We start from the raw sequence: 26,233 nt of genomic DNA on the forward strand, positions 1-26,233 counted from the left end.
AAATTTAGTAAATCAAAAATTTCAATATTTAATAATTATGCAAGTCTGGAAATTTGGCGGCACTTCGGTTGGGAAACCTGAACGTATGCACTCAATCCGTGAACTTCTTTTGACGGATCCAAGTCGGAAAATTGTAGTATTATCCGCTTTGTCGGGTTCAACCAATGCGCTGATTGCGATAGGGGAAGCTGCCAAGGTAAATGACGATGCGTCAGCTTCAAAGCAGATCGATGATTTGAAGTCGCATTACGATGCTTTTATCAAGGAGCTATATGCTACCGAAGCAGGTCTTGCCAAGGGACAGGAAATTATTGATAATGAATTTGGATTTATCCGTTCGCTGGTTGGTATCAAACCTTTTGCTTCCAAACAGGAAAAGGAGATTGTAGCAGAAGGAGAATTATTAAGTACTCAGCTTTTCCAGGGATATCTGGAAGAGGTAGGGGATAATTCTGTGTTACTTCCCGCTTTGGAATTTATGCGCATTGACGCAGATAACGAGCCGGAACTTGACAAAATTGAAGAAAAACTTACTGCGATTTTAGCACAGCATCCGGACAAACAAACGATCGTTACCCAGGGATTTATTTGCAGAAACCCACGTGAGGAGGTTGATAACCTGAAACGCGGCGGTTCTGACTATACTGCATCTTTGATTGGTGGTGCCATTCGTGCTGAGGAAATCCAGATCTGGACAGATATTGACGGAATGCATAACAACGATCCTCGTATCGTGAAACGAACTTTCCCTATTCGTGAACTTACGTTTGAAGAAGCTGCTGAACTGGCTTATTTTGGAGCAAAAATTCTTCATCCAAGCACGATCACGCCTGCGAAACTTCGTGGTGTACCAGTTCGTTTGAAAAATACAATGCAACCGGAAGCTCCGGGAACACTTATCGCCACGCAGTCTTCTGACAGAGAAATAAAAGCGATCGCTGCGAAAGATAATATTACAGCGATATACATTCATTCGACCCGTATGCTGAATGCTTACGGCTTCCTGAGACGCGTTTTTGAGATTTTTGAAAAATACAAAACGCCGGTTGATATGATCACCACTTCGGAAGTTTCTGTTTCGGTAACGATTGACAATTCTGAAAATCTGGAAGCAATCACCGCTGAACTGCGTGAATTTGCAGATCTGGAAGAAAACGACAGCGATCAGAACATCATTTGTATCGTAGGAAATTTCAGTGCAGATAAAGAAGGAATCGCTTTAAAAGTGCTTGAAGCGATGAAAAATATTCCTATACGAATGATTTCGTATGGTGCTTCGGAGCATAATCTTTCGCTTTTGATTCATTCGAAATACAAAGCTGAAGCACTTAATGTGCTAAACGAACGTCTTTTTTATTATGAAGATGCGATGAAAGATATTTTCACGGCACCGTGATATTTCACACCTGATCATTTATCCGGCGATTAGCTGTTAGCATTTAGCTAATAGCCAATCGCTAAAAGCTAATAGCCAAACATGTTACAAACCACTTTTATCCGCGAAAACAGAGAACTGACAATCGCCGGATTGACGAAAAAACATTACAAAGATCCGGAAGCGGCTGTTGACCGGATTATAGAACTTGACCGTTTGCGTCGTGAAACACAGCAGGAGCTTGATGCTGTATTGACGCAATCCAATGCAAAAGCAAAGGAAATTGGTGGTCTGATGAAAGAGGGCAAAAAAGCCGAAGCTGAAATTACAAAGGGTGAAACAGCTGCTTTGAAAGAAAGATCAAAATTATTGGAAGAGCAGCATAAGGCAACGGAAGAAGAGTTGTTGGCTGAGCTGGTAAAACTTCCAAATCTTCCGCACGAAAGTGTTCCGGAAGGGCGTACGGCTGAGGATAATGTCAATGAACTGGAAGCAGGTGACAAACCGGTACTTCCGGAAGGTGCTCAGGCGCATTGGGACCTGATCAAAAAGCTTGGTGGAAAACTGGCTCCGATCATTGATTTCGAACTTGGTAATAAAATTACTGCTGCCGGCTTCCCGGTATACAAAGGAAAAGCGGCTCGTTTGCAACGTGCCATGATTGCTTTCTTTTTGGATGAAGCGGGAAAAGCTGGTTACAACGAAGTACAGGTTCCTATTCTTATCAATGCAGATTCAGGTTTTGGTACTGGACAATTGCCCGATAAAGAAGGCCAGATGTATCATGATGCGCAGGACGATCTTTATCTAATCCCGACAGCAGAAGTTCCGGTGACGAATTTGTACCGTGACGTGATTGTGGCAGAAAATGAATTACCTGTTAAAAATGTAGCTTATACACCTTGTTTCCGCCGTGAAGCGGGAAGTTGGGGAGCTCACGTTCGCGGTTTGAATCGTTTGCATCAGTTTGATAAAATCGAAATTGTACAGATCTGCAAACCGGAAGATTCTTATCAGGCGTTGGCAGATATGTCAGACCACGTAAAGGGTTTGCTGGAAAAACTGGAATTGCCTTTCCGCATTTTACGCCTTTGTGGTGGTGATATGGGTTTCACTTCTGCGTTGACTTTCGACTTTGAAGTTTGGTCTGCAGGACAGGAAAGATGGCTTGAATGCAGCTCTGTTTCTAATTTTGAAACATACCAGGCAAACCGCTTGAAACTACGTTACAAAACAGCTGACAAGAAAACGCAATTGCTGCATACGCTTAATGGCTCTGCTTTGGCATTGCCACGCATTCTGGCAGCTTTGTTGGAAAATAACCAGCAAGCAGACGGAACGATCCGTGTACCGGCTGTTTTGGTGCCCTACTGTGGATTTGATACGATTGAGTAAGGGATCATTTTAGATTTATGTATTACGAGCCTTCACATTTGTGAGGGCTTTTTTATTAATATTTTTTTCTCAGAAGCTCCGGAATCCCAACCTTCTTCAAGATCAACTGACCGATTTTCTCTGACGCAATGCCTTCTTCAATCTGAAACGTATTTTCAAAATCCGGGCCAATGATTTTTGTTTTGAAACAACGGAAGGAAATGGAGCCGGAACTCTTATAATTTTCAAGCAATTCGTAAAGGTGCGTTGATACCAGAAAGATGGAATTTATATGATTGGAAAATCCATCAACAACTGTTTTGGAACAATGAAAAGCATCTTCCTGATTGGTACCACGAAAGAGTTCGTCGATGATGACAAAACATTTTTTGCCCTGACTCAATGCTTCGGAGATCTGTTTGATCCGCATGATCTCATTGTAAAAATGGCTGTACCCTAATTCCAGATTATCAGATAGATGGATTGAGGTAAAAAGCTGATCGAAGTATGAGATTTTCATCTTTTCAGCCGGAACAGGCCAGCCCAGATGTGCCAGATAGACGGCCACACCACAGGTTTTCAGAAAGGTTGTTTTTCCACTCGTATTAGCACCGGTTAACAGACAAAGCGGTGTGTTAGGATCAACTACGAAATTGTTCGGAGTAGCATTTTTTATCAGCGGATGCCAGATTTTTTCTACTTCGAAAGCAATGCCGTTATTATAAAATTCAGGGAAATTGAGATTGTACTTTTTTTGTGTCAGCACAATGGAAACATAGGCATCGAAGGTATAACAGGTATCCAGAAGCCGCCGAAATGATTCCTTATGTGTAATCCTGAAATAATAGTCCCGATAAAATACGGAGCTAAGAGAAAGCTTGTCGTCCTTAACTTTTAAAAAAGAATGGATGCTGTCCGAAAATAAAAACTTTCTCAGAAAGTCGAAATCATCCTTTGCATCTTCCGGAATTGTTTCTTTTTCAAAACGAGAAAGAAGATCCCTCATACCACGAATCAACATTAAAGTTGCCGTTAATCCGCTTTGCACAAGATAAAATTCAGCTGGATGCCGGCGTGAATAAAGAAATGTATCAACCCAGTGTTTAAAAACATCCTGGGACATCGTATACGAGATATTGGAGGCGTAATAACTTTCGGCGGCTGCTATGTAAGCTCTCGACACATTCAGTTTCCATGATTCGATATTTTGGGATATCGATTTCAGAAGCAGTTGAAAAGATAGAATTTCTGGCAGGGAGGCTTTCGGTTCGGCAATCAGTTTTTTCAGGATATCTTGTCCGCCCTGTGTTTTAGTCTGATCAAAAAAATGGAGAATACTTCCATCTTTACTATTGCGGGCTTGAATTTGCAATTCATCAAGCGTATGATTGTCGATAGCGTGCATACCTGAGGATTTTGGCTGTCACCAAAAGTATGCAGATCCCTGAAAGTAATTTTCTTAAAAATAGTTAAATGTCAATTAGTTAACCCGTTCTTTCAACTGCTTTTTTGGAAAAGCAAGCCAGACAAAATAGCCGGTCAGGATGATAATACTGATTTGAAACACGTAATCAATTAGAGAATCAGTCGAAGCGGTAATATCGGCAGGTTTCAGGTAGCGAGGCATACCCAATCGCCACCAGTAGGAAGGATGGACTACACAAAGTACATTGAAAATCAGTAGTAGAATTATCTGTTTTTTGTTCGTCCAGTCAAGCACATAAAATACCAACGGAATCAGAAACAGAAATATATAATTACTATAAGCACTTTGCTGAACAACCATCATGGTCGCATAGAGAACCACCCAGACCCGCGACAGCATAATCCGAAAATCAGCATTTTGCAAACGAAAAGCAGCAATACAGGCAAGCCCGACAGACACAACCAACCCAACCCAGTTCCAGAATTTTTCACCCACGCCAATTGCATTAAAAAACCAGGGATTGATAATAGCAAGGACGTTGGGCGCGCGCAACACTTTTGCTTCGTCCAGCGGCTGCATGAAATCCATACCCACAAGCGGATACAATATTCCCAAAGCAATAATTCCTACAATCGCCATTGGAATGACAAACTGTATTTTTTGTTTTTCAAGAAGAAAAATTGGTACAAGGATCAAAACGAAAATCGCTTTTGTCATCAATAAACCGATTCCTAAAACCACAGCAAACCATTCAACACGGACTGTTTTTTCTCTAACCAGATAAGCAAGCACAACAAATAGCCACATCCAGACATCTTCCTGCGCGCCGATGATGCAGAGTACCAAAGAGCCGGGAAGTATCAAATAAACCAGTGCTTTAAATAAAAAAGATCCGCGTGATTGAAACGGACGGAAAAAATGCCAGGAAACCCATAAAGCAACGCCATCCATGACGGCCATGGTAAGTACGATCATTTTCGGATCATACCAAAGTTTCAGCCAGATTCCTACGAAATAGGCATACAGAGGAGAATACGGTGACCAGAAATCACGGTACACGATTTGTCCCATGGAAGCTTTACTGCCTTCATCCCAAAAACCTAAAACATCCGAAGTGGGTGTAATATTGGCGACAAGATAAACGGCGAGGAACGGAATGAGTCGGAAAATGATCCAGCCGACGATCAGTGAAACCCGTACACTTTTAGTTTCAAGCCATGAAGAAATCCTTTTCCGTTGAGAAATGACGATGATCAACAGGACAATGGCGGCGAGGCTGATGCCTAATTTTGCTAAAACAATGTTCATGCCGTTGCCAGTTTATTTGGGTTTACCACGTTTTGATACGTTTGGCGCAAAACCCAGACATAACATAACACATTGAGAATTTGTAAGATGTATTCAAACAAATTCGAAAGATTTCCGAACATGCTGAAAGTAGTATAGGAAGGCTGGCCAATATAAACCCAGACAAAAGGCTGAACGACGGTAAGCCAGTTTAAAACCAGCAAAACGGCCATGTGCCAGGTTTTTCTGATATCAATAATATCAAACAGAACAGCCATCAGATAAGCGATCAGATAAGCACCCATGGCACTGGCCTGGAAAATCATCATACAAACAAAAACAGCAATAAATATTCCCGGAAGAATTTCACTGATATGTCTGTGACGCGCTTTGAAAGCCATATAGGTTGGAATGAAAACGGTAAAAAGTAAACCGATCCAGTTGATCATGGTCGATTTTTTCTCATTGATATGGATGAACAATTCGACAAAAGGGCGGCTTGTTGAAAAAAGATTTGGCGTCATTAACTGTTCCGTATGCCGGATGGGCATCAGGAATAAATCGCCGATTTGCCAATACAAAAATCCGACAGCCGGAATCCCAACAGCAGCCATAACCAACAGCATTTTGACCGGTTTTTTGACAACAACAAGAATCGCAGGCAATAAAAAGATAAATGTTACCTTAATCGTTAGCAGGGTCAGCGCAAAAAGCAGCCCGATACCGATTTCATAATTGTCTTTATGTTTGATCGTATATCGCCAGATTAATAATGCCGCACCCCAGAACCATACTTCCTCCTGTCCGTCTACCAGAATATACATAAAACCGGCTGGCAGCATTAAATAAATGACTGCAAGCTGCAACGCCCGGCTGCTTTTGACCTTGTAAGTTTGATAGGTCAGCCAAAGAATAGCGCTTTCCATAACAACCATAAACAGCACAATAGCACGTGCATTATGCCATATCCAGATTGGAATGGTAATGATGTAGGCATAAAGCGGTGCATGGTAAGACCAGAAATCTCTGTATACAAATCCGCCGGCTTTGGCGGCTTCGGCTTTGTAAAAGAAAAAAGGGATATCGCCGCGTGGCTCTTCGTTGGCAATAAGAAAAATAGCGATCCATGGAATCAGTCGAAGAAGAACGAAAGCAATCGCGAAAATTGATTTTTCTTTGTCCTGCTGCCATTTTGAAAAGAGATCAGACCTGATTATCACCCAGAAAATTCCCAGAGTCAAACCCAGGTTGATGATAAGCTTGATATAAAAAACCGTAAGAATGGGCATGTTTTAGTAAATGTCTTTTATGAAGTGTGCTGATGTAAGTCAGAGTAAATGAATACCAAGCCGCAAACTTAAGATAACTTTTTTTCAAAATGATCAGCAAAACACAAAGTTTTAATAAGTTAGAAAATGGTATGCTTGCATACTATTAGTGAAAATGTTATTTTTGATCGATTCATTAGAAATAAAAGTATTTTTCTTATGCCATACAGTGCACAGTTGACCGGAATGGATTTTAATCTCAGCGAAGAACATGAGGCAGTGCAGTATGCCGCCCGGGACTTTGCCCAAAATGTGTTATTTCCTGGCATTATAGCGCGCGATAATGATCAGAAATTTGATAAAACGCTGATTAAAAAGATGGGCGATCTTGGCTTTTTAAGCATGATGGTGAAGCCTGAATATGGCGGAGGCGGTATGGACACTATGTCCTATGTGATAGCGATGGAGGAGATTTCGAAAGTAGATGCATCGGCGGCCGTGATTATGTCGGTTAATAATTCTTTGGTTTGCTGGGGAATTCAGGCCTATGGAACGGAAGAACAAAAGAAAAAATATTTAACGAGATTGTCGTCTGGCGATGAAATCGGCGCATTTTGTTTATCTGAACCGGAAGCTGGTTCAGATGCGACTTCCCAACTTACTACTGCGGAGGACAAAGGAGATTACTATTTATTAAACGGCACTAAAAACTGGATCACCAATGGTAATTCTTCGGAAATTTGTCTGGTTATTGCACAAACGCATCCTGAGAAAGGGCATAAGGGTATCAATGTTTTAATCGTGGAAAAAGGGTCGCCAGGATTTACGGTGGGTCGCAAAGAAGATAAAATGGGAATCAGGGCATCAGATACGCATACTTTGATGTTTTCGGATGTAAAAGTGCCGAAAGAAAACAGGATTGGGGAGGATGGTTTTGGATTCAAGTTTGCGATGACTGTTTTAAATGGAGGAAGAATTGGTATTGCTGCCCAGGCGTTGGGAATTGCTTCAGGAGCTTTTGAGTTATCGCTGAAGTATGCCCAGGAAAGAAAAACTTTTGGAAAGCCGATCAGCGATCACCAGGCCATTCAATTCAAGCTGGCAGAAATGGCAACGCGGATTGAAGCAGCGAGATTGCTCGTATATAAAGCAGCGAGATTGAAAGATGAGGGAAAAGATTACATTCAGGCAGCCGCTATGGCCAAGCTTTTTGCGTCCGATGTTGCCATGTGGGTGACAACGGAAGCCGTTCAGGTTCACGGGGGTTACGGCTATGTGAAAGAATATCACGTCGAACGGATGATGCGCGATGCAAAAATTACACAAATCTATGAAGGTACCTCTGAAATCCAAAAATTAGTAATTGCACGTGAGTTGCTAAAATAGGCTGTTTCAGGCATTTTCCTGCATATTGTTCTAAATGTGGGATTAATTTCATCTTAAAAAGATACTTTTTTTATATTTTTTGTTAATACATGCTTGTATTAGTTTTGTACAATTTATTAGATTTGTACAAAAATTGAATAAACGGTCTTTTCGGGCCCTAAATATATACATGTATGGAAGACTATAATAAGATTATCGAGTCATTGGGTGTGAAATTTGTAAAAGCGAGACATATCCGCATTTTACAACCGATCACGATCAAGAATTTTTACGACGTACAGAATTCACTTACAATTTTGTACGATGGAGAAGTTTCGTTTGGTAGCGAAGAATCTCATAAGGTTGAGGAAGGCGACATGTTATTTATTCCGGGCGGAAAACATGCTACTGTAACTTACGGTAACACGCAGACTGCCAAAACGGTGTCGAATGAAGAGTTCATGACAAACCGGGATAATTATATAGAAGCCGGACATGACCCCGCTTTAATCGGTAAATTGCCAAATTCATTTGGTTTGATCTCATTTGAGGCAAAAGTGTTTGATACGGTTAACTTCTTTACTTCACTTGACGTTCCGCCATTTTTGATCAAAAGAGACGATCAGATCGCGATTACGATCAACCAGATCCTGACAGAAGATATGCTTGATATTCCTGGTAAAGGACGTATCATTAAAATTAAAACAGAAGAAGTTGTAATCGAAATTATTCGCTACATCCTTAAAAATAAATTGTTTGTTGAACAACTTGTTACAAACAGTACATATTTCAAGGATCCTCGTTTGATCGACATCTTTGCTTATATCAAAGACAACTTGGGTGGTGATCTATCCAACAAAGTCCTGGCAAACGTTGCAAACGTATCAGAAGATTACGTTGGACAATATTTCAAAATGCTGACTGGTATCAATCCTCAGGATTATATCGAGTACCAACGTATGGAGAAAGCAGTTGACTTGCTTCGTACTTCGAAGAAAAGCATCCGCGCCATCGGTTCTGATGTTGGATACAAAGATACTGCTTACTTCTGCCGTCGTTTCAAAATGATGTTTGGTATTCCAGCCGGCAAAATGCGTCGTCGTGAATCTTTGATGAACGTTTAGTTTTAGCGAAAGAAATAATAAAGAATTGGAGCTGTCTGAAAAGGCAGCTCTTTTTTGAGTAATTTTTAGGTTACACAGAGAACCACAGAGCAAAAAAAGAGAGCCACAGAGAAAATTGAAAAATTAACTCTGTGGCTCTCTTTTTTCTCTGTGGAACTCTGTGTAACAATATTAGAAAAGCAGAAATATCAAAGTTGGTTTAGAATTAGATACTGATTTTCAAATTGTCAATCAAAAAAATAAGTTATTGACGATATTTTATTGAACCGGAGTAAGCTGTACAGTTGCTACTTTCCAATTCCCGCCTTTTTTTACAGCAACAACCGTATAGGTCACTTCATTTTGAAAACCGTTGGATTCAATTTTTCCCTTAACATTCCAGGTTCCGGTCACCACGCCAACATCGCCATAATTGCGTGTGCGCGAACCTGAGAGCATTCCGGTTTCTACGGTGATATAACCTTGTGCAACGGCCTGCGCGAGCATGTCACGGTCAATCTGTCGTCCGTCAAAACTAATGATGGAAAAATCATTAGCCAAGACATTATTAAGTGCGTTACTGTCTTCCTCTAAAAGTGCCTTGAAGAATGTGTTGGAGCATTCTGTCGCATCCAGTGGCTGCGAAAAACTAACCTGTGCATGAGCTGAAAAAGAGCCAAAAGTAAGGAGGCCGAAAAGCATTAATCTTTTCATAAGTCTTTTATATAGGTGTAAAAATAATGTTAATGAAATCTGCAAAAAACGGTATTCATGTGCAAATGTTTAGTAAAATCTTAATGATTTTCTAACAGAAGGTAGCAGGAGATTTTTTTGGTTTTAGTGAATACTTAAAATGGTTTCCTGCCTTATGATTATATAAGTAAATTCGCCCTTGATTTAGAATTATAGATGAACATCAATTTGATATGACAAAAATAAAATCACTCCTTTCAGTTTTAGGGCTTTTTGTATTGCTGGCGGCCTGTTCTACACCTCCGGACAAACTTGGCAAGCTGGATGTTAAGAAATGGCGTCAGGACCGCGGAGGATGCAAAGGAGATCGCGTAGCGCTCATATCTGATTTAAAGACAGAGCAGAAACAATTGCTGGGAAAGTTTGCAGACGATATTGGGAAGATTCTCGGACGCCCCGACATTCACCAGCTTGGCGAACGTAATACGAAGTTTTACATCTATTTTTTAGAAAAAGGTCCGCAATGTGATGACATTACTGAAAAGTCGGATGCCAGGAAAGTGATATTGAAATTTAATGCGATCGGGTTGATGTCAGAGATTACTTATCAGAGCAGGCCTTTGTGAATTGTTTGATCCTAGATTTGAGGTGGCAGCTTGTTGATTTGAGTATAAATCATTAAAGTTTGAGTTAATTTTAATTATCATTGGCAACAAAATCAACCGTCTACTAATGTAATCAGGAGGCTCCTAAAGAGCCAAATTCAGCCAATTCTATATTTCTTTCTATAAACAGGATACTCCTCCGGAGTGACTGGACACATGATTTTAGAGCCAGGAAAATCTTTATATCTACGATTTGTTCCATAGGAACATCCTGTTTATAGCAAATACAAGTATACCAAATATGGCATGGCTCCATCGGAGCCACCTTAATTAGTGCAAGAGGCAGTTATAACATTTTCAAAGAAGTGCGAAACGGAACATGTAATTACGAAGGATAGGACGTTTATTTAGTTGTAGTCGAGCTTAATGATTGTGCCGAAATAGCAGCCTTTCTTTTTTCCACCCAATCACTCATTGACTTAACGTCCTTTTCTGAACGAACACTTGAAAATACCATCATACCGCCATCACCTGCGGCTTGTTCAATTGTTATTTGCTTGGTTTTATTGTTTTTAACTGCTCCTTCCATAATTTAAAAATACGAAATTTAAAAATATAAATCAACTAATTTTTTGGCTTGATCGGGTTCAATAACCATTCTCAGTCCAAAGATTAATTTTGCTCCAAAGCGCTGGTAATAAGGAACCAGTCTGTTCTTGGCATCAAAATAGATAAATCCTTCCATGCCATTATCTATCGATATTTTACAGCATAATGCTATAAGAGCCTTACCGACCCCGTTGTAAACCGCATTATTGTGCTTATTGAAGTTATTAGTTTCCATGTTGGCACATTCTAAAATCCCGGGTGTTTGACGAAAGCCAACGAATCCCTGAATTATTTCGGGTTCGCTCGTAACATGTAATTTGTAAATCGTGTAATTCTTGGTAAGGCTGATAAAATCAAAATTGAAAGATTTATTATGCTTTATAATTTCGCGGTCAAAAGTTGGTGAGGCAACCGCATCAACTTTCAAGCCAGTCGCGTTTAAGGTCAAAGCATTTCTTAGTGTGTATATTTCAGTCATTTGAGGAAGTAAGTATGGAGCAAAGAAATACAAAGATTGAGATAAGAAAAAATGACTTCGGTAAGTGTCAATTTTTAACCTGATAGTTATGGTTAAAAAGCAGATATTATTGTTGAGCATTGAATTGCCAATATTTTTGAAAATTAATTTAAATTAATCTCGACATATCAATGAACCTAAAAAACTTCCACCAGGAAATCCCACGGATAATCCTACAACGCGGAAAAGACTATTACAACGAAGGTGCTGTAATCAGCCTGGAAGAAGAAGAGGCCGGATTATGGAATGGGGTAGTGGAGGGGGCAGAGATTTATCTTGTGGAAGTGGTGTTGGGAGAAGGTGGTGAAATCGATTCGTTTTTATGTGATTGTCCTCATGAGTGAAACAAAAGAAGATCTGTTTTTATTCCTGAATATAGAGCTCGGTAAGGATGTTTATTTTGACTACGGAGATTTCGGTTATGAGCTTTTCAATATATTTAGGTATCTGGCAATTCAGCTTGGAAAAACAGAGGATTTTCTGAAATCTGCCAGTAGAATAACGAAAAGCGATTCAGAAGAGGAGGACGATAATTACAGATCCGAATATTTTGCTAAGAGCAAACTATCCGAAAAGAGCCGCAATGATTGACGAATTGAAAAAAGTCAGATAACTGGCTCTGCTTACAAATAAAACTTCTTAATCCGAATCATCTCCTCAACCGGCTCAGAAACCATATATCGAATTGATTTTCCACTTTTAAGGCAAGCTCTTAAAAATGTGGCAGAAATGTCCAAAAGTGGTGCCTGAACAAATTTCACGGCCGGGTGATCTTTGAATTTATGAGGTAGGGAATTCGGGCGGGGGTATACGTACAGACCTACATATTCCAGTATTTTGTCATGGTTTTTCCAGTTTGGAAACTGTGCAAGATTGTCTTCGCCCATGATTAGCTTGAATTCGTGCTGAGGATATTTTTCTTGTATTCTGATCAGGGTATCAATGGTAAAGCTGGGCTTTGGCATATGAAACTCTATATCAGTAACTTTCAATAATGCGTTATCAGCAACCGCTCTTGACACCAGATCAAAGCGGTCAAATTCATGCAACAGACTACTGTTTTTTTTAAAAGGATTTTGAGGACTTACCACAAACCAGACCTGTTCAAGATCGGTACCCGTAGCCATGGTATTGGCGATTATCAAATGACCAATATGGATTGGATTAAAGGATCCGAAAAACAGACCAATCTTCATAAAATTTAAAAAATTTGGACTGATAGAGGAGAAATACCTGAGGGGATTTTGAAAATAAATTTCATGACAAAAATGACAAAATACTGACAAATATATGACATGGATTATTTTCGGGCATTAATAAATTCTTCAATAAGATTTTCGGCTTCCTGCAAAGCATCTTCCAGATTATCGTTAATCACCACAGTATCAAACTCATGTTCAAAACTTAATTCATAACGAACTTTTGCAAGTCGTGTAGCCAGTGTTTTTTCTGTTTCAGTTCCGCGTCCTCCAAGTCGACGTTCAATTTCTTCTTCGGACGAAACTTTTACAAAAACCGCAAGTGCATTTTTTTCGTAAGCTTCTTTTAATTTCAACCCACCTTTCACATCTACATCAAAAACGACATGTTTTCCTTCGTTCCAAAGCCGCTGGATTTCTGCTTTCAATGTCCCGTAATAGTTTCCGGCATATACTTCTTCCCACTCAGCAAATTCCTGATTTGCAATGCGCTGTCTGAAATCGTCAATAGATAAAAAGTAATAGTCTTTTCCATCTATTTCATATTCGCGACGTGGACGTGTACAGGCCGAAACCGAAAACGCTAATTGCGAGGAATATTTATTTAAAAGATGCCTTACGATGGTGGTCTTCCCAGAACCTGATGGGGCAGAAAATATGATAAGCTTACCTTTCACGCGGACCTCTGACTAGCTGTTTACTTTGGATAAAATAGTATCCATAATACTCTGGGGGCAAGGTTTCTTCACCAATTTAAGACTTAGTGATTCCTTAATGCATTTTTCAAGACGGTACGCCTCGATACAAGGAAGGCATTTATCCATGTTTTCCCTGAAATGGTCTTTCTCTGCTTCCGTAGCTTCGTCATCAAGAATTGACTGAATGATTTTCATGCATTCAGCATGATGATCGCAGCTGTGCTTCATGGTTTGTTTTTGCGCTTCTTCTGTAACAGAAGGCGTATGGGAAGATGCATTCATCACAAATTATGCTGGTAAGTTGTTTTTTGGAATATATATGTACGACTGTACCCTATAACCCAATAGTGCATAAAAAAAGTTTCATGGGTTATGAATCATAGCCCATTGAACTAGCATAACTTTTTAGTTTTTCTTTCAAAAGGTTACGCGCACGGTGCAATCTTGACCGGACAGTACCGATTGGAATGTCCAGAATTTTGGCCATTTCTTCATAGGTAAAACCTTCAATATCACATAGAATAATAACCGTCCGGAAGTCAACCGGCAGTGCGTTCAGCGCATTGGCAACTTCATCACCAATAAGCTCCTGAACAGCATCAGCGCGAAGGTCAACCGTGTAGGTAGTATCGGACGCTTCCTCTGAATTGTAGGTTGTTTCAACTTCCTGATAATCTACTTTGGACGGCTCTTTACTTTTTTTACGATAATCGTTAATAAAGCTGTTTTTGAGAATCCGGAAAAGCCAGGCTTTGGCATTTGTGCCTTGCTCAAAAGAAGAAATAAACCGGAAAGCTTTCAGGTATGTATCCTGCACCAGGTCATTTGCATCGTCTTCATCCATGGTTAGGCGGAAGGCGAAGTTGTACATGGAGTCTATGTGTGGCATGAATTCACGATTGAAAATCTCGTAACGGAGATCGTCTGTGTATTCATTAGTGGTGATTGATTCTGACATGGCAACTGACATAGGAATGCTGAATTTACAAAGATTATCAACAGCTCCAAATCGTACAAAGCAAATTTTGATGAACGGCACTTCTAACTTCCTGAACTACCATTATTTCGGGATGCACATTTTTTCGCTGAAAGGACTTTTACCTGACATTAATGATCTCGAAAAAAGCGTGATCATCGTTAATTCATGTATCAACATCAAATTTCGAGCCAGGTATGGAGGGTAGGTCAAATTGTCATGTTACCTTCTTGAAAAAAGTTCCACGAGTACTATCATTATTAATGTAAACAGGGCACTTGCCGCAATTCGGAGCAATGTATGCAATATCATGCCAAAATTATTCATCTCCATTAAAAAAAGCATTGCGTGATGAATTAAAATTAACGGTAATATATAAGCGAGAAAGGCTCCAATCCCCTGACTCCTTATGCCAATATCGGTTCGTTCTGCTCCCTTGGATTCCATTTGGTATTGGATGAGAAAAGGGCGGAGGTATGCGATCAAAACCGTAGCTGCGGCATGCATTCCGAAAGTATTGGAAAAAATATCAACAGTAAATCCAACACCAAATGCAATGAAAAGCAAATACATTCTGCTGATTTCAGTTGGAAGAATCAGTATTCCGGCAATGTAAATGAAACAAAAGGCATAGTTAAACAAAACCATGTTGCGCATGAAAAAGATCTGCAGCAGCAGGTATAGCAGAACCATGAAGGAATATTGAATTACCTGGCGTAAGCTCATTGACGGTCTCCTATGCGTTGTTTTAATTTTTCCTGTTCCCCAAGTTGCCGATTTTTAACCACGTAAACGTAAGACAGGTTCCTGAAATCCGTTGCAAGGTCAAGACTGATGTTGTAGAACGTCTGATCCGGATGAACAGTGACAGATTTAACTTTTCCAACCATGATTCCCGGCGGAAAAACTGAATTCATATTAGACGTTACGGCAGAGTCTCCCTTAAAGACTTTGGTATAACGGGAAACGTCAACAAGATCAAGAATATTCGGGTCTTTTCCCGGCCATTTGGCAGTACCGATTTCCTTACTGCGAACCAGCTTGGATGAAACCATAAACTGGGAATGCAAAATGGAAGTAATAATGGAATAATTTTCCGAGCAGAACCGAACCTTACCAACAACACCAGTGGCAGAAATAACACCCATGTCTGGCTGAATGCCGTCAGCAGTGCCTTTGTCTATTGTAATATAATTGTTGGTCCGGTTGATTTCGTTATCAACCACTTTGGCAACGGTGTAAGTAAATCTTGAATTAAACGCTGAATCCGGAACATAACCAAGAGGCGCGTCTTTTGCATTTTTCTGGCTTAAGGTAGCTACCAGTGCATTAAGCCGGGCATTTTCAGCGGCCAGATGCGCATTTACTTCATCCAGATGTGTATATTCCTGAGCCGAGCTGGACAGAGCAAGCGTTTTGGCAACGTAATAATTTGAAGTATTAAAATACGTGGCTCCCCAATATGAATTACTGCGCACAATTAGCCATCCGCTGAAAACTTCCAGCAAGATAAATACCAAAAAGAAACGATTCCGGGCAACGAAATCTACTAACTGAAGCATGGGCTAAGATATTCACACGCAACGTGTCAGCTGAAATTTCAACTGACACGTTGTGAACGATCCTATACTACGAAATCAAAACAGGTTTATACAATTCCAGATTTTTAAGGACCTCACCGGTACCTTTTACCACCGCTTTTAGCGGATCGTCTGCGATGTGTACGGGTAACTTGGTTTTTTGGGAGATACGTCTGTCCAAACCGTGGATCAAAGCACCGCCACCTGTAAGCCAGATACCATTCTTAAATATATCAGCTGAAAGTTCGGGAGGAGAAATTTCCAGCGCTTTCATCACGCCTTCTTCAATTTTAGAAATTGATTTATCGAGCGAATAAGCGATTTCACTATACGTTACACGAATTTCTTTTGGAATACCGGTCATTAAATCACGTCCGCGAACCTGATAATCTTCCAAAGCATTTTCCAACTCGGGAGAAGCAGATCCAATCGCCATTTTGATCAGCTCGGCAGAACGCTCACCAATCAAAAGGTTGTGTTCACGACGCATATAATCAACGATATCTCTTGTGAAAACATCGCCTGCAATACGTACGGATTGTTCACAAACGATACCCGAAAGAGCGATAACGGCGATTTCAGTAGTACCACCACCAATATCAACGATCATCACACCATTTGGCTGAGTAATGTCAATACCGATACCAATCGCAGCGGCGATCGGCTCATGAACCATGTAAACCTCTTTTGCTCCGGCATGCTCGCAGGAATCTTTTACTGCACGTTTTTCAACTTCGGTAATTCCTGATGGTATACAAACAACCATGCGGTGGGATGGAGTGAAAAAGCGGCTGCCAGTATCGATCATCTTGATCATACCGCGGATCATCATTTCCGCAGCGGTAAAGTCGGCAATTACGCCGTCTTTTAGTGGACGAATGGTCTTGATATTCTCATTCGTTTTTTCGTGCATTTGCATAGCCGTGTGGCCGATCGCTAATACTTTGCCTGTGGTTTTATCCATGGCAATAATCGACGGTTCATCAACAACTACTGTATCTTTATGGATAATAAGCGTATTGGCCGTACCCAAATCTATCGCGATATCACTGGTCAAAAAATCAAACAATCCCATATATATTTTTAAAATTTTCGCTCACTTTGATTTCAGGTGTGCAAAATTACAGATTATTACCCACAAACAAAGGCATTTAACAAATTTCACTTTGGGGACGTTTTTTGGCCTGTATTCAAGTGTGTTTTAGGCTTGTAGAATAGAATTTATAAATCCTGTGTACATTTGTTTTTAATATGGGAATCAAAGCACTTTTGAGCCATCCTTTGGCTAAATACATTGTTGAAGAACAGCAGAACTGGATCGCCAGAAGCACGCAGGTGCAGGAAGAATGGCGTGAAAAACTGGTTGAAAAGGCCATGAACACGCAGTTCGGAAAGGATCATTTCTTTAAGGATATTCATTCTTATGAAGATTTTAAAGAAGCCGTTCCGGTTCGTGATTACGAAGATCTGAAAGGGTATATAACACATTTGAAAGCGGGAGAGTCTGATATTCTCTGGCCAGGAAAACCGCTTTATTTTGCCAAAACCTCGGGTACGACTTCGGGCACCAAATATATTCCGATCACAAAGGAATCGATCCCAAATCATATCAATTCGGCCAGAAACTCGATTTTATGCTATATAGCAGAAACGCAGAAGGCAGAATTTCTGGATAACAAGCTGATTTTTCTCTCTGGAAGCCCGGTGATGACAGAAACTGGCGGCGTGCTCACAGGACGTTTGTCGGGCATTTCAAATCACCATGTTCCGGCTTATTTACGAGCGAATCAGTTACCAAGTTACGAGACCAATTGTATTGAAGACTGGGAAACAAAACTTGATAAAATCATTGATGAAACGATAGACCAGCCGATGTCGCTGATCTCGGGAATTCCGCCGTGGGTCCAGATGTATTTTGACCGGATTATTGATAGAACAGGAAAGAAAATCAAAGATGTTTTCCCGGATTTTTCTCTTTTTATTTATGGCGGCGTAAACTTTGAGCCTTACCGGGCAAAACTATACGAATCCATAGGAAAGAGGATTGATTCCATCGAATTGTATCCGGCTTCGGAAGGTTTCTTCGCTTATCAGGATTCTCAGAAAGAAGAAGGTCTGTTGTTACTATTAAATTCCGGCATCTTTTTCGAATTCATTCCGGTTGAAAACTTTTTTGATGAAAAACCGAAAAGGCTTTCGATCAAGGAAGTTGAAATTGGAAAAAATTATGCTGTGGTAGTAAGTAGTAATGCCGGTCTATGGGGTTATTCGATCGGTGATACCATCAAATTTGTTTCAACGGACCCGTACCGTATTTTGGTTACCGGCCGGATCAAACATTTTATTTCTGCTTTTGGAGAACATGTCATTGGTGAAGAGATTGAAAAGGCGCTTCGTTATGCGATGGAACGCCATCCGGAAGTCGAAGTTGTAGAATTTACGGTAGCGCCCATGGTAACACCAAATCAGGGAAGTTTACCTTATCATGAATGGTTTGTAGAGTTTGCGACCATGCCTGTAAATATGGAGCAATTTGTAAAGGATATTGACCGCAGGCTTACAGAACTTAATGTTTATTATGATGATTTGATTAAAGGAAGCATATTGCGTGAGTTGGTAATGACTCCGATGCGTAAAAATTCCTTTATTGATTATATGAGAGCCAGCGGAAAATTGGGCGGGCAAAATAAAGTACCCAGACTTTCCAACGACCGGAATATTGCGGATGCGTTGACGAAAATAAATTCGTAGTAAGTCTTTTATTAAAGAAATTATGTCAAAAAAAAGAATAGCCATTTTAGGCTCCACAGGTTCTATCGGGACGCAGGCTTTGGATGTCATTGAAGCCAATCCTGAAATTTTTTCGGTGGAAGTACTCACAGCCCAGAACAACGCCGATCTGCTGATTGAACAGGCCGTGAAGTTTTTGCCAAAAGTGGTGGTCATAGGAAACGAGTCTTTTTATGACAAAGTGTCCGCTGCGCTTTCTTCTTTCCGGATTAAGGTATATGGCGGAAATGCGGCTTTGGTTTCTGTTGTGGAATCCGACGACATAGATATTGTACTGACAGCCATGGTTGGTTATGCGGGATTATTGCCAACCATTCACGCCATCAAAGCTGGAAAAAACATTGCCCTGGCCAACAAGGAAACACTGGTTGTTGCCGGGGAATTGATCACAAATCTGGCGAATGAAAATAACGTTAGTATATATCCGGTAGATTCTGAGCATTCCGCTATTTTCCAGTGTTTGGTTGGCGAAGAAAATAATCCGGTTGAAAAAATAATACTAACAGCGTCCGGCGGACCATTCCGGGGAAAAGACAGTGCTTTTTTAGCTTCTGTCACCAAGCAGCAGGCACTCAAACACCCGAATTGGAGCATGGGTGCCAAGATCACGATTGACTCTGCCACGCTGATGAATAAAGGGCTGGAAGTGATTGAAGCCAAATGGCTGTTCGATCTTTCTGCCAGCCAGATTGATGTCATCGTACATCCGCAAAGCATAATTCATTCTATGGTGCAGTTTGAGGATGGCAGTATCAAAGCACAAATGGGTTTGCCTGATATGAAATTGCCGATTCAATATGCACTTCATTATCCATACCGATTGAAATCTTCTTTTCCAAGATTTGATTTTACAGCATATCCATCGCTGACATTTGAAAAACCGGATCTTGAAACTTTCCGGAATCTTGCAATTGCATATCAGGCTTTGGAGAAAAAAGGAAATGCGGCCTGTATTGTGAATGCAGCCAATGAAATTGCAGTGGAAGCGTTTCTTCAGGACAGGATCGGATTTCTGGAAATTTCAGATGTGATCATCGAAAGCATCGCCAAAATTGACTATGTTGAAAATCCGACCTATCTTGACTACGTGAACACCAATGAAGCTACAAGGCGCTTTGCTTTGGAAATGATACAAGTAAAAGTATAGATGAAAGGAATTTTTTTAAAATATATATCAGTCGCCCTCGCCAGTACGCTTAAATTTTTTGGAGGCCCTATTACAGGCGTAATTTTAAACCTGACCTGGATTGAAACCGCACTGTGTTCCATTGCGGGAATGATGTTCAGCGTTTTAGTGGTGACCTTTGTAGGAAAAGGGATCCAGGCACTTTTGAAAAAACACAGAAAAGGAGAGCCAAAAAGATTTAGTAAAACCAACCGCATGGCGGTACGGATCTGGAAGAAATTTGGTATCATAGGTATTGCACTTTTGACGCCACCGCTATTTACTCCGATTTTTGGAACAGCACTGGCCGTGGCCTTTCGTGTGCCGAGAACTTCCATTTTTCTTTATATGACATTAAGTGCGATAGGATGGGGCTTTTTTGTATCTTACATCGCTCACAAAATGACTTTTATTCAGGAATGGATCAAATAAAAAAGCGTACATCAATGCAAGCTTTCTACAAATGACATATTCTGGAATTATCTGCTAACTTCTTTTTTCGGAGCTACTGACTTTTTCATATAATCACCACGGGAGAAAAACTTTTCGATAAAGCAATACATCAGAATAAAGAAATAGCGGCTTCCCATTTCTTTGATCTTCAATTTCGACTCGCCATATTTCCTGTTTGTCCAGCTATTTGGTACAACCGCATAATTATAACCACGAACGATCGCCTTCAATGGAAGTTCAATGGTAAGATTGAAATGCGGCGCAAGAAAAGGTTTGATACCTTCAATTGTTTCTCTTTTGTAAAGTTTGAAAGCGTTGGTTGTATCGTTGTATTTGATACCCATGATCATGCGTACAATGAAATTTGCCACGCGGTTGATTACTTTTTTCAGAGCCGGATAGTCTATTACCTTTCCGCCTTTTTCCCAACGAGATCCAAAAACGCAATCATAATCGCCTTCCAGCATCTTGAAATAATATTTCACAAGATCCTCAGGATCATCCGATAAATCGGCCATAAATACGGCCACGCAATCTCCTGTGAAACGTTCAAGACCATAACGAACAGCATATCCAAAACCATTAGGCCCCAGATTGGTCTGGTAAACGAGTGTTGGAATTTCGATGGAAAGTTCATCCAAAACACGGACAGTACCGTCTTTTGAATTATCGTTCGTTACGAAAATTTCGTGTGGGATATTGTACTTCTTCAAGGTTTGATAAAGTGACCTTAAAGTGTCAGTGATCGATTCTTCTTCGTTATATGCTGGTATTACAACACTTAGCTTCATCTATGTTCGGATTGAAAAACAGTACAAATTAAAGATTATTATATTGAACTGCCAATTTTTTCTAGTTTTCGTAATTGTTCGTTATAGCTGGCAACGGTTTTGATAATCGTATCATCATACTTTTTATCAAGCCAAAGGTTCACATTTTCGAACATTTCCTTTCTGTTTTTCAAAAACCATACATTCACATTGGAGTGAACATTGCTAAGCCCGGCACTGTGTTTTCTATACACGCCCATGGTTTCCGGCAGGTAGCCAATTTTTCCTTTTGCAGCCAGCTGAATACTTAATGCCCAGTCGCCTGCGGCAGCCAGTGCATGCCAGGAAGCGAAATCTTCTGTCAGGAAATAATTCCGGTACATCCAGCTTGCAGTGGCCATAAACCAGCGATCCTGAATAATGTCGTCAATTGAGGAAACAAGTAGCTGTGAATCTTTATTGAATGTGTGGCTGGGGGAGCCGTCCTCATAGGTTACCAGCATATTGTGGTGGCAAATAGCAAAATCCGGATGCGCGTCCAGAAAATCAACCTGTTTTTGAAGTTTGTGCGGATCTGTCCAGTAATCATCACCCTCACACATGGCCACATATTCGCCTTTGCAGGCTTTCAACAATTGCAGCACATTATTTCTTCCGGCAAACTCCCGCGGACTGGCTGGTCCCTGATTTTCCTTATGCAGATAGGCTCTGATTATTTCCGGATATTGTTCGGCATATTTTTGAATAATCTGTTGGGAATTGTCCGTGGAAGCATCATCACCAATCACAATTTCAAACGCAAAATCAGTTTCCTGCATGAGCGCGCCTTTCAGCATTTGCTCAATATATTCTTCGTGATTGAAGGTCGGCACACAAACGGATACTTTTATCATAGTCATCCAAATATTATTCAATGACTTGACTGGCGAAAGCGATAAGGCAAAAGGGCAACAAAACTATATGCACTCATCAACCATTTTGGCAAAATATAATCGCGCGTTACTTCTTTGCATTCTGTGAGATCTGCACCTTTGAGAAGAAGATAATTTGCAGCCAAACCTGCCCTTCTGAAATAACTTCTTGACATCTGTCTGGCATCCAGCAGCATACGATAATATCTTGCAATATTTTTTCGTAAGGATTTATCAAACTGATGATTTGTCTCTTCGTTGATACCTTTGTACATCATAATCCGGTTACGCAAAAAACGGACGTCGCGGTAATGATCTTTGAAACTGACGCCACCTCTGTTTTTTCTGTAAACCGACATAACACCCGGAACGTATCCTATCGGGCCATGTTTGGCTAAAATTACGTAACGGGGAATATCACCGCTGGTTGATTTCAAAAACCATTCTGGATAATACATCAGATGGTTTTTGAACATCACAGCCGAAGTGGCCATAAACCAGATCTCATCTTCACCAATGAGATCTTCCATTTCAATTTTTGTCTTTTGATTTGGCGGATTTACTTCAACCGAAGGTGAGCCGTCTTCATAAGTAATAAGCGCATTATGAAAACAGGCAGAATAATCCGGATGAGAATCCATGAAATCAACCTGTTTCTGAAGCTTGGTAGCGTCTGTCCAGTAATCATCGCCATCCAAAGGTGCAATGTATTGTCCGTCAGCTAATTTCAATGTTTCAATGGTATTAAAAAGACCGTTCTGTCCAAGGTTTTTGGAATGCAGAACGGCCTTTACTATTCCGGGATACCGGTTTTGATAATCTAAAATAATATCTCTCGCTCCATCCGTTGAGAAGTCGTCGCCGACAAGTATTTCGTAATCAAAATTTGTCGTTTGATTCAAAGCACTTTCTATCGTTTTACCAATAAAAGCGGCCTGGTTGAACGTAAGTATAACTACACTTACCTTATTCATAATTTTAACTGTCAATGGATTAGCTGATGTTCTTCACGTTTCGTCATAAAAATGGCAAAGCCATTACTTTCTCAGCTAAATACCTGCTGTAATTGCTGAACGCTTGGGAAATCCGGCGTCACCAATTCTTTTTCCGGTGCGTAAATGTAAGCCATCGGATATCCGCGCTCAATAAATGTTGGTTCGTCCAGATTGTTATACCGCAACTGAACCGACCAGCGGATATTATTTGTAACATTATTTCCGGACTGATGTACCAGAAAAGCAGAAAAAATCAAAATATCGCCCACCGAAAATTCTGTCTGAACAAAATCTTCATCTTTGATTCCTGCTGTAATTCCACCCTGGTAACCAGAAGTGTTGGATTCTTTCAAACCTGTTTTGTGGCTGCCCGGAATTACCTGCAAAGCACCAATGTCAGCACCTGCATCTACCATAGGAAACCAGATCACCGTGCTGTCCAAAGATCCCTGGCCAGTGCGCCAATCCTGATGCGCATCCAGTTTCCAGTGTTTGCTGCCATCTTTTGACAAAAAACGGCTGTTAAACTGCATTGCCGGACGTGCTCCGATAATCGGATTTGACACACCTACCTGCTTTAACAAATCTTCAATCTGCGGATCAACACCCAGTCTGTGTAAAGAAAATGAATGCTGTACCGTTTTTCCTGTGTTGACAAAAGCATTGAAATCCTTTTCGAAAAATTCAAACATTGCATTTTCGAAAGCGTCTTTATCATCAATATCAACCGACTTTCCGGTTACTCTTTTTATCTGGACTGCAAAAATTTTGCGTGCCTCGGTATAAATTGAATTGATTAAATCCTTATCTAAAAAATTACGAAGGATGACAAACCCGTCGTTATTAAATTGCTGCTGAAGTGTGCTCATTTTGTTGTTGATTTTCGATTTATAAAGTGAAAAACAAATTGTGAAACAGAATTTTTAATTCTATGTAACTAATTGATAATTAATTTTTTAAACTTAATTTATCCTTAGTTTCACTTGTTATTCACAAATTTATAATTCTTTTCCTGGTCAAATAATGACTTTGGTTATTCTTTTTTGTGACAGAAAATTAATCTTCCCAAACTGCATAGGCGAAACCTGCTGCACCAAATCCATTACCATTATACAGCAAATATTTTTTGCCGTTATGTTCATAATAGTTGGCATAATTGATCATCTGATAATCGAAATCTTCCGGGTTGTCGGATTTTCCAATTCCTACCAGATTGTCTTTGCGTTCCCAGGTTTCTCCATCTGTTGATTCTGCGTAACCTAAGCGATAACTTTGGTTACGGTCGGTGCGGTAATCCGTCGCGTTCCGGTAAGAATAGTACATTTTGTAAATACCATTTTCCTTAAAAACACTCGGGCGCCCAACGGCATGCAGGAAATCGTCAAAATCCAGTGTTGGAATATCACTGATTTCCCAATGAATACCGTCTTTTGACGTTGCCGACTGACCGCGATAAAATGGCTCAGGATAACCGTGGATATATTCGCACTTATGTCCTGAAATGTACCACATTCTCCATGTACCGTCCTCTTCGCGCATCACAGAAGGTTGTGCCGCCCAGATTGGATTTTGAATGCTGCGGTCCATAATCGGGCCTTTGAACATTTTTTCAAACGTTAATCCGCCGTCTTTACTCACAGACAATCCCATCGACAAACGATAAGAATTATGTGTTCGGTTCCAGCCGGTATAATAAAGCCAGATATCACCATTTGGCATATCAACAAACCAGGCTGGCATTGCTCCGGTTTCGTCATATTCGCCGGGACCGCCTAATTCTAGGACCGGTTTGTCGTGGATATAAAGAATCTTCGATGGATCTTCATAATCCACGTCAATGAAAGTAGGTCTGGATTGACCGCTTGCATCGCGGGATGAAAAATAAACGCGTAAAAAATCTTTATGCTTGTAAGCGAACGGAACCTGTGCGTGCGAAAGACTGTGCGGCAAAGTTCCATCCGGCTTGTATACTACTCCTTTTTTAACCCACATATTTTATTGAATTCAAAGTCTGCCTTTTGGCAAATTATTGACACAAACTAATTTGCTCTAAAACCGACTACAAAATTTCAGTTAAGCGTCCGCTTTATCAGCGCGCAAACGCCAGTTATCAACGAAATCTTTTCCAGGAATCGGAAGATCGATATCAACTTCCGGAGCTTTTGCTGTAACCGTATATTCCATTACATAAAAAGCATTCCCGAAAACATAGTGCAATTTGAAATTCTCAACATTAGCAGGAACATCTTCAATCGGTACCTCAGCACGGAACAAAGGGTTTGCTTTCAATAAAGTAGCATAAGTCGGTGTATTCCGCAACCATGGGGCAACACTTTCATCACCAACCACAACTTTTCCACCGGGGCGGACAACGCGGGTAAGTTCGTCAAACGCTTTTTTTCTTTCAGAGAAAGTATTGATACCACCGAAATGGAAAACTGCGTCAAAAGTATCGTCGGCAAATGGCAGATAAGAGCCATTTCCTAAAAAGTAATGAACGTTGACATCCTCGGTAGAAAGTTTTTCCTGAGCCAGTTTCAGCATATTTGGAGATAGATCCGACAAAACAGCAGTTCCGCCTGGTTTTACTTTTTCCAAAATCAAGGCAGAATCTTTTCCGGTTCCGGCACCAACTTCAAGTGCTTTCATACCTGGTTTCAAATCCATCAGATCAATAAAAAAGCGGCGTGTGGCTGCTTCATCGGAGTGATTCAAAGTTTCGAAAACCCAGGATACACCTTTGTCGTAACGAAGGAATGCCTGATCGTAAAGATATTGTTCGTGTGCGTCGCCTGGTAGTAACTCCTTAGGATAAAGCATGTTGACAATTCCTGTGTCACCTACTTCATATATTGTACCATCTTCACTGGTAAGCGTTTTGCCGTCTGCGGCGATTGTTAATGGACTGCCGGTAAGCGGACAAACCAACGCTTTTAGAAAATCCTGATGCGTCATTACGTTTTTTGCTATATTGATGTGTTAAGCCAAAATTACTTTATTTTCTTAGAAGTACTTTAAAATTAGGCGTTGATGTTACTAAAAGGACGATATAAATCTTTGATTTTTATCAATCC

30 protein-coding genes are annotated in these 26,233 nt (G+C 40.5%); 11 read left to right on the plus strand and 19 right to left on the minus strand.

From position 1 onward, the window contains the following. The first annotated feature begins 37 nt into the window (after positions 1 to 37). Positions 38 to 1,396, plus strand: a complete 1,359-nt coding sequence (locus LXL81_RS26245; protein ID WP_234650547.1) for an aspartate kinase — start codon at positions 38 to 40, stop codon at positions 1,394 to 1,396. A gap of 81 nt (positions 1,397 to 1,477) precedes the next feature. Continuing rightward, complete coding sequence (serS, locus tag LXL81_RS26250; protein ID WP_234650549.1) at positions 1,478 to 2,770, plus strand: serine--tRNA ligase; 1,293 nt, start codon at positions 1,478 to 1,480, stop codon at positions 2,768 to 2,770. A 55-nt stretch (positions 2,771 to 2,825) separates the two neighbouring features. Here serS and LXL81_RS26255 read toward each other — a convergent pair whose 3' ends face one another. The 3 genes from LXL81_RS26255 to LXL81_RS26265 all read right to left on the minus strand — a co-directional run bounded on the left by LXL81_RS26255 (position 2,826) and on the right by LXL81_RS26265 (position 6,751). After that, a complete protein-coding gene (locus tag LXL81_RS26255) occupies positions 2,826 to 4,154 on the minus strand; it encodes a MutS-related protein (protein ID WP_234650552.1) in 1,329 nt (442 codons plus the stop codon). A gap of 75 nt (positions 4,155 to 4,229) precedes the next feature. Continuing rightward, positions 4,230 to 5,483, minus strand: a complete 1,254-nt coding sequence (locus LXL81_RS26260) for a hypothetical protein (protein ID WP_234650554.1) — start codon at positions 5,481 to 5,483, stop codon at positions 4,230 to 4,232. Continuing rightward, a complete protein-coding gene (locus LXL81_RS26265; protein WP_234650555.1) occupies positions 5,480 to 6,751 on the minus strand; it encodes a hypothetical protein in 1,272 nt (423 codons plus the stop codon). Before LXL81_RS26265 ends, LXL81_RS26260 begins: the two co-directional genes overlap by 4 nt. A 225-nt stretch (positions 6,752 to 6,976) precedes the next feature. Here LXL81_RS26265 and LXL81_RS26270 point away from each other — a divergent pair, with 225 nt between their 5' ends. Both LXL81_RS26270 and LXL81_RS26275 read left to right on the plus strand, forming a co-directional pair. Continuing rightward, entirely contained in the window at positions 6,977 to 8,116 is a 1,140-nt protein-coding gene (locus LXL81_RS26270) for an acyl-CoA dehydrogenase (protein WP_234650831.1), read from the plus strand. A gap of 173 nt (positions 8,117 to 8,289) precedes the next feature. After that, positions 8,290 to 9,219, plus strand: a complete 930-nt coding sequence (locus LXL81_RS26275) for an AraC family transcriptional regulator (protein ID WP_159468433.1) — start codon at positions 8,290 to 8,292, stop codon at positions 9,217 to 9,219. Between the two features lie 258 nt (positions 9,220 to 9,477). Here LXL81_RS26275 and LXL81_RS26280 read toward each other — a convergent pair whose 3' ends face one another. Next, positions 9,478 to 9,912, minus strand: a complete 435-nt coding sequence (locus tag LXL81_RS26280; protein ID WP_234650557.1) for a nuclear transport factor 2 family protein — start codon at positions 9,910 to 9,912, stop codon at positions 9,478 to 9,480. A gap of 212 nt (positions 9,913 to 10,124) precedes the next feature. On the opposite strand from LXL81_RS26280, the gene LXL81_RS26285 reads away from it, so the two are divergent. Then, positions 10,125 to 10,517: a hypothetical protein gene (locus tag LXL81_RS26285; protein ID WP_234650559.1), complete on the plus strand. Its 393-nt coding sequence runs from the start codon at positions 10,125 to 10,127 to the stop codon at positions 10,515 to 10,517. A 382-nt stretch (positions 10,518 to 10,899) separates the two neighbouring features. On the opposite strand, the gene LXL81_RS26290 is transcribed toward LXL81_RS26285, so the two are convergent. Next, complete coding sequence (locus LXL81_RS26290) at positions 10,900 to 11,085, minus strand: hypothetical protein (protein WP_234650561.1); 186 nt, start codon at positions 11,083 to 11,085, stop codon at positions 10,900 to 10,902. Between the two features lie 18 nt (positions 11,086 to 11,103). Further along, complete coding sequence (locus LXL81_RS26295) at positions 11,104 to 11,703, minus strand: hypothetical protein (RefSeq protein WP_234650563.1); 600 nt, start codon at positions 11,701 to 11,703, stop codon at positions 11,104 to 11,106. 50 nt (positions 11,704 to 11,753) lie between these two features. Between LXL81_RS26295 and LXL81_RS26300 the strand changes: the two genes are divergently transcribed. Beyond that, positions 11,754 to 11,966, plus strand: a complete 213-nt coding sequence (locus tag LXL81_RS26300) for an SWIM zinc finger domain-containing protein (RefSeq protein ID WP_234650565.1) — start codon at positions 11,754 to 11,756, stop codon at positions 11,964 to 11,966. Next, a complete protein-coding gene (locus LXL81_RS26305) occupies positions 11,959 to 12,213 on the plus strand; it encodes a hypothetical protein (protein WP_234650567.1) in 255 nt (84 codons plus the stop codon). The genes LXL81_RS26300 and LXL81_RS26305 overlap by 8 nt, the downstream gene beginning before the upstream one ends. 32 nt (positions 12,214 to 12,245) lie before the next feature. Here LXL81_RS26305 and nadD read toward each other — a convergent pair whose 3' ends face one another. The 4 genes from nadD to LXL81_RS26325 all read right to left on the minus strand — a co-directional run bounded on the left by nadD (position 12,246) and on the right by LXL81_RS26325 (position 14,477). Beyond that, positions 12,246 to 12,818 (minus strand): nicotinate (nicotinamide) nucleotide adenylyltransferase, encoded by a 573-nt coding sequence (nadD, locus tag LXL81_RS26310; protein ID WP_234650569.1) that lies wholly within the window; start codon positions 12,816 to 12,818, stop codon positions 12,246 to 12,248. A gap of 104 nt (positions 12,819 to 12,922) precedes the next feature. Beyond that, the gene (gmk, locus tag LXL81_RS26315; protein WP_234650571.1) at positions 12,923 to 13,498 is read right to left on the minus strand and encodes a guanylate kinase; all 576 of its coding nucleotides are present in this window, start codon (positions 13,496 to 13,498) and stop codon (positions 12,923 to 12,925) included. Between the two features lie 12 nt (positions 13,499 to 13,510). Beyond that, complete coding sequence (locus LXL81_RS26320; RefSeq protein ID WP_234650574.1) at positions 13,511 to 13,801, minus strand: phosphohydrolase; 291 nt, start codon at positions 13,799 to 13,801, stop codon at positions 13,511 to 13,513. A gap of 88 nt (positions 13,802 to 13,889) precedes the next feature. Next, on the minus strand, positions 13,890 to 14,477 hold the full coding sequence (locus LXL81_RS26325) for a sigma-70 family RNA polymerase sigma factor (protein ID WP_234650575.1): 588 nt from the start codon (positions 14,475 to 14,477) through the stop codon (positions 13,890 to 13,892). On the opposite strand from LXL81_RS26325, the gene LXL81_RS26330 reads away from it, so the two are divergent. Further along, on the plus strand, positions 14,476 to 14,703 hold the full coding sequence (locus tag LXL81_RS26330; RefSeq protein ID WP_234650577.1) for a hypothetical protein: 228 nt from the start codon (positions 14,476 to 14,478) through the stop codon (positions 14,701 to 14,703). The two genes, LXL81_RS26325 and LXL81_RS26330, sit on opposite strands and share 2 nt — an antisense overlap. A gap of 14 nt (positions 14,704 to 14,717) precedes the next feature. Here the strand turns inward: LXL81_RS26330 and LXL81_RS26335 are convergent, their stop codons facing one another. The 3 genes from LXL81_RS26335 to LXL81_RS26345 all read right to left on the minus strand — a co-directional run bounded on the left by LXL81_RS26335 (position 14,718) and on the right by LXL81_RS26345 (position 17,150). Then, positions 14,718 to 15,221, minus strand: a complete 504-nt coding sequence (locus LXL81_RS26335) for a hypothetical protein (protein ID WP_234650579.1) — start codon at positions 15,219 to 15,221, stop codon at positions 14,718 to 14,720. Continuing rightward, a complete protein-coding gene (gene mreC, locus LXL81_RS26340) occupies positions 15,218 to 16,057 on the minus strand; it encodes a rod shape-determining protein MreC (RefSeq protein WP_234650581.1) in 840 nt (279 codons plus the stop codon). The genes LXL81_RS26335 and mreC overlap by 4 nt, the downstream gene beginning before the upstream one ends. A 67-nt stretch (positions 16,058 to 16,124) precedes the next feature. Beyond that, a complete protein-coding gene (locus LXL81_RS26345; protein WP_137337963.1) occupies positions 16,125 to 17,150 on the minus strand; it encodes a rod shape-determining protein in 1,026 nt (341 codons plus the stop codon). 176 nt (positions 17,151 to 17,326) lie between these two features. On the opposite strand from LXL81_RS26345, the gene LXL81_RS26350 reads away from it, so the two are divergent. The 3 genes from LXL81_RS26350 to LXL81_RS26360 are packed head-to-tail and all read left to right on the plus strand — an operon-like array spanning position 17,327 to position 20,462. Next, entirely contained in the window at positions 17,327 to 18,826 is a 1,500-nt protein-coding gene (locus LXL81_RS26350; protein ID WP_234650583.1) for a GH3 auxin-responsive promoter family protein, read from the plus strand. A gap of 22 nt (positions 18,827 to 18,848) precedes the next feature. Then, positions 18,849 to 20,012 (plus strand): 1-deoxy-D-xylulose-5-phosphate reductoisomerase, encoded by a 1,164-nt coding sequence (locus LXL81_RS26355; protein ID WP_234650585.1) that lies wholly within the window; start codon positions 18,849 to 18,851, stop codon positions 20,010 to 20,012. Then, the gene (locus LXL81_RS26360) at positions 20,013 to 20,462 is read left to right on the plus strand and encodes a hypothetical protein (protein ID WP_234650587.1); all 450 of its coding nucleotides are present in this window, start codon (positions 20,013 to 20,015) and stop codon (positions 20,460 to 20,462) included. Positions 20,463 to 20,509: 47 nt separating this feature from the next. On the opposite strand, the gene LXL81_RS26365 is transcribed toward LXL81_RS26360, so the two are convergent. The 6 genes from LXL81_RS26365 to LXL81_RS26390 all read right to left on the minus strand — a co-directional run bounded on the left by LXL81_RS26365 (position 20,510) and on the right by LXL81_RS26390 (position 26,114). Beyond that, positions 20,510 to 21,274 (minus strand): glycosyltransferase family 2 protein, encoded by a 765-nt coding sequence (locus tag LXL81_RS26365; protein ID WP_234650589.1) that lies wholly within the window; start codon positions 21,272 to 21,274, stop codon positions 20,510 to 20,512. A gap of 38 nt (positions 21,275 to 21,312) precedes the next feature. Next, positions 21,313 to 22,146: a glycosyltransferase gene (locus tag LXL81_RS26370; RefSeq protein WP_234650591.1), complete on the minus strand. Its 834-nt coding sequence runs from the start codon at positions 22,144 to 22,146 to the stop codon at positions 21,313 to 21,315. Positions 22,147 to 22,163: 17 nt separating this feature from the next. Beyond that, complete coding sequence (locus tag LXL81_RS26375) at positions 22,164 to 23,138, minus strand: glycosyltransferase family 2 protein (protein ID WP_234650593.1); 975 nt, start codon at positions 23,136 to 23,138, stop codon at positions 22,164 to 22,166. A gap of 71 nt (positions 23,139 to 23,209) precedes the next feature. Beyond that, positions 23,210 to 24,028 (minus strand): phytanoyl-CoA dioxygenase family protein, encoded by an 819-nt coding sequence (locus LXL81_RS26380; RefSeq protein ID WP_234650595.1) that lies wholly within the window; start codon positions 24,026 to 24,028, stop codon positions 23,210 to 23,212. Positions 24,029 to 24,215: 187 nt separating this feature from the next. Further along, positions 24,216 to 25,151 carry a hypothetical protein gene (locus tag LXL81_RS26385; protein WP_234650598.1) on the minus strand — a complete coding sequence of 312 codons (936 nt, stop codon included), beginning with the start codon at positions 25,149 to 25,151 and terminating at the stop codon, positions 24,216 to 24,218. An 81-nt stretch (positions 25,152 to 25,232) separates the two neighbouring features. Further along, positions 25,233 to 26,114, minus strand: coding sequence for a class I SAM-dependent methyltransferase (locus LXL81_RS26390; protein WP_234650599.1), 882 nt, complete (start codon positions 26,112 to 26,114; stop codon positions 25,233 to 25,235). Positions 26,115 to 26,233 lie beyond the last annotated feature (119 nt).

The organism is Dyadobacter sp. CY356, from assembly GCF_021440195.1.
GTDB lineage: Bacteria > Bacteroidota > Bacteroidia > Cytophagales > Spirosomataceae > Dyadobacter.

Coding starts and splice junctions, on each gene's coding strand:
- LXL81_RS26360 (WP_234650587.1), top strand. CDS start 20,013: ATGAAAGGAATTTTTTTAAAATATATATCAGTCGCCCTCGCCAGTACG.
- LXL81_RS26335 (WP_234650579.1), bottom strand. CDS start 15,221: ATGAGCTTACGCCAGGTAATTCAATATTCCTTCATGGTTCTGCTATAC.
- nadD (WP_234650569.1), bottom strand. CDS start 12,818: ATGAAGATTGGTCTGTTTTTCGGATCCTTTAATCCAATCCATATTGGT.
- LXL81_RS26355 (WP_234650585.1), top strand. CDS start 18,849: ATGTCAAAAAAAAGAATAGCCATTTTAGGCTCCACAGGTTCTATCGGG.
- LXL81_RS26330 (WP_234650577.1), top strand. CDS start 14,476: ATGGCAACTGACATAGGAATGCTGAATTTACAAAGATTATCAACAGCT.
- LXL81_RS26295 (WP_234650563.1), bottom strand. CDS start 11,703: ATGCTCAACAATAATATCTGCTTTTTAACCATAACTATCAGGTTAAAA.
- LXL81_RS26325 (WP_234650575.1), bottom strand. CDS start 14,477: ATGTCAGAATCAATCACCACTAATGAATACACAGACGATCTCCGTTAC.
- LXL81_RS26345 (WP_137337963.1), bottom strand. CDS start 17,150: ATGGGATTGTTTGATTTTTTGACCAGTGATATCGCGATAGATTTGGGT.
- LXL81_RS26275 (WP_159468433.1), top strand. CDS start 8,290: ATGGAAGACTATAATAAGATTATCGAGTCATTGGGTGTGAAATTTGTA.
- LXL81_RS26390 (WP_234650599.1), bottom strand. CDS start 26,114: ATGACGCATCAGGATTTTCTAAAAGCGTTGGTTTGTCCGCTTACCGGC.
- LXL81_RS26260 (WP_234650554.1), bottom strand. CDS start 5,483: ATGAACATTGTTTTAGCAAAATTAGGCATCAGCCTCGCCGCCATTGTC.
- LXL81_RS26385 (WP_234650598.1), bottom strand. CDS start 25,151: ATGTGGGTTAAAAAAGGAGTAGTATACAAGCCGGATGGAACTTTGCCG.
- LXL81_RS26375 (WP_234650593.1), bottom strand. CDS start 23,138: ATGAATAAGGTAAGTGTAGTTATACTTACGTTCAACCAGGCCGCTTTT.
- serS (WP_234650549.1), top strand. CDS start 1,478: ATGTTACAAACCACTTTTATCCGCGAAAACAGAGAACTGACAATCGCC.
- LXL81_RS26305 (WP_234650567.1), top strand. CDS start 11,959: ATGAGTGAAACAAAAGAAGATCTGTTTTTATTCCTGAATATAGAGCTC.
- LXL81_RS26270 (WP_234650831.1), top strand. CDS start 6,977: ATGGATTTTAATCTCAGCGAAGAACATGAGGCAGTGCAGTATGCCGCC.
- LXL81_RS26265 (WP_234650555.1), bottom strand. CDS start 6,751: ATGCCCATTCTTACGGTTTTTTATATCAAGCTTATCATCAACCTGGGT.
- LXL81_RS26255 (WP_234650552.1), bottom strand. CDS start 4,154: ATGCACGCTATCGACAATCATACGCTTGATGAATTGCAAATTCAAGCC.
- LXL81_RS26300 (WP_234650565.1), top strand. CDS start 11,754: ATGAACCTAAAAAACTTCCACCAGGAAATCCCACGGATAATCCTACAA.
- LXL81_RS26380 (WP_234650595.1), bottom strand. CDS start 24,028: ATGAGCACACTTCAGCAGCAATTTAATAACGACGGGTTTGTCATCCTT.
- LXL81_RS26350 (WP_234650583.1), top strand. CDS start 17,327: ATGGGAATCAAAGCACTTTTGAGCCATCCTTTGGCTAAATACATTGTT.
- LXL81_RS26370 (WP_234650591.1), bottom strand. CDS start 22,146: ATGATAAAAGTATCCGTTTGTGTGCCGACCTTCAATCACGAAGAATAT.
- mreC (WP_234650581.1), bottom strand. CDS start 16,057: ATGCTTCAGTTAGTAGATTTCGTTGCCCGGAATCGTTTCTTTTTGGTA.
- LXL81_RS26245 (WP_234650547.1), top strand. CDS start 38: ATGCAAGTCTGGAAATTTGGCGGCACTTCGGTTGGGAAACCTGAACGT.
- LXL81_RS26365 (WP_234650589.1), bottom strand. CDS start 21,274: ATGAAGCTAAGTGTTGTAATACCAGCATATAACGAAGAAGAATCGATC.
- LXL81_RS26320 (WP_234650574.1), bottom strand. CDS start 13,801: ATGAATGCATCTTCCCATACGCCTTCTGTTACAGAAGAAGCGCAAAAA.
- LXL81_RS26285 (WP_234650559.1), top strand. CDS start 10,125: ATGACAAAAATAAAATCACTCCTTTCAGTTTTAGGGCTTTTTGTATTG.
- LXL81_RS26280 (WP_234650557.1), bottom strand. CDS start 9,912: ATGAAAAGATTAATGCTTTTCGGCCTCCTTACTTTTGGCTCTTTTTCA.
- LXL81_RS26290 (WP_234650561.1), bottom strand. CDS start 11,085: ATGGAAGGAGCAGTTAAAAACAATAAAACCAAGCAAATAACAATTGAA.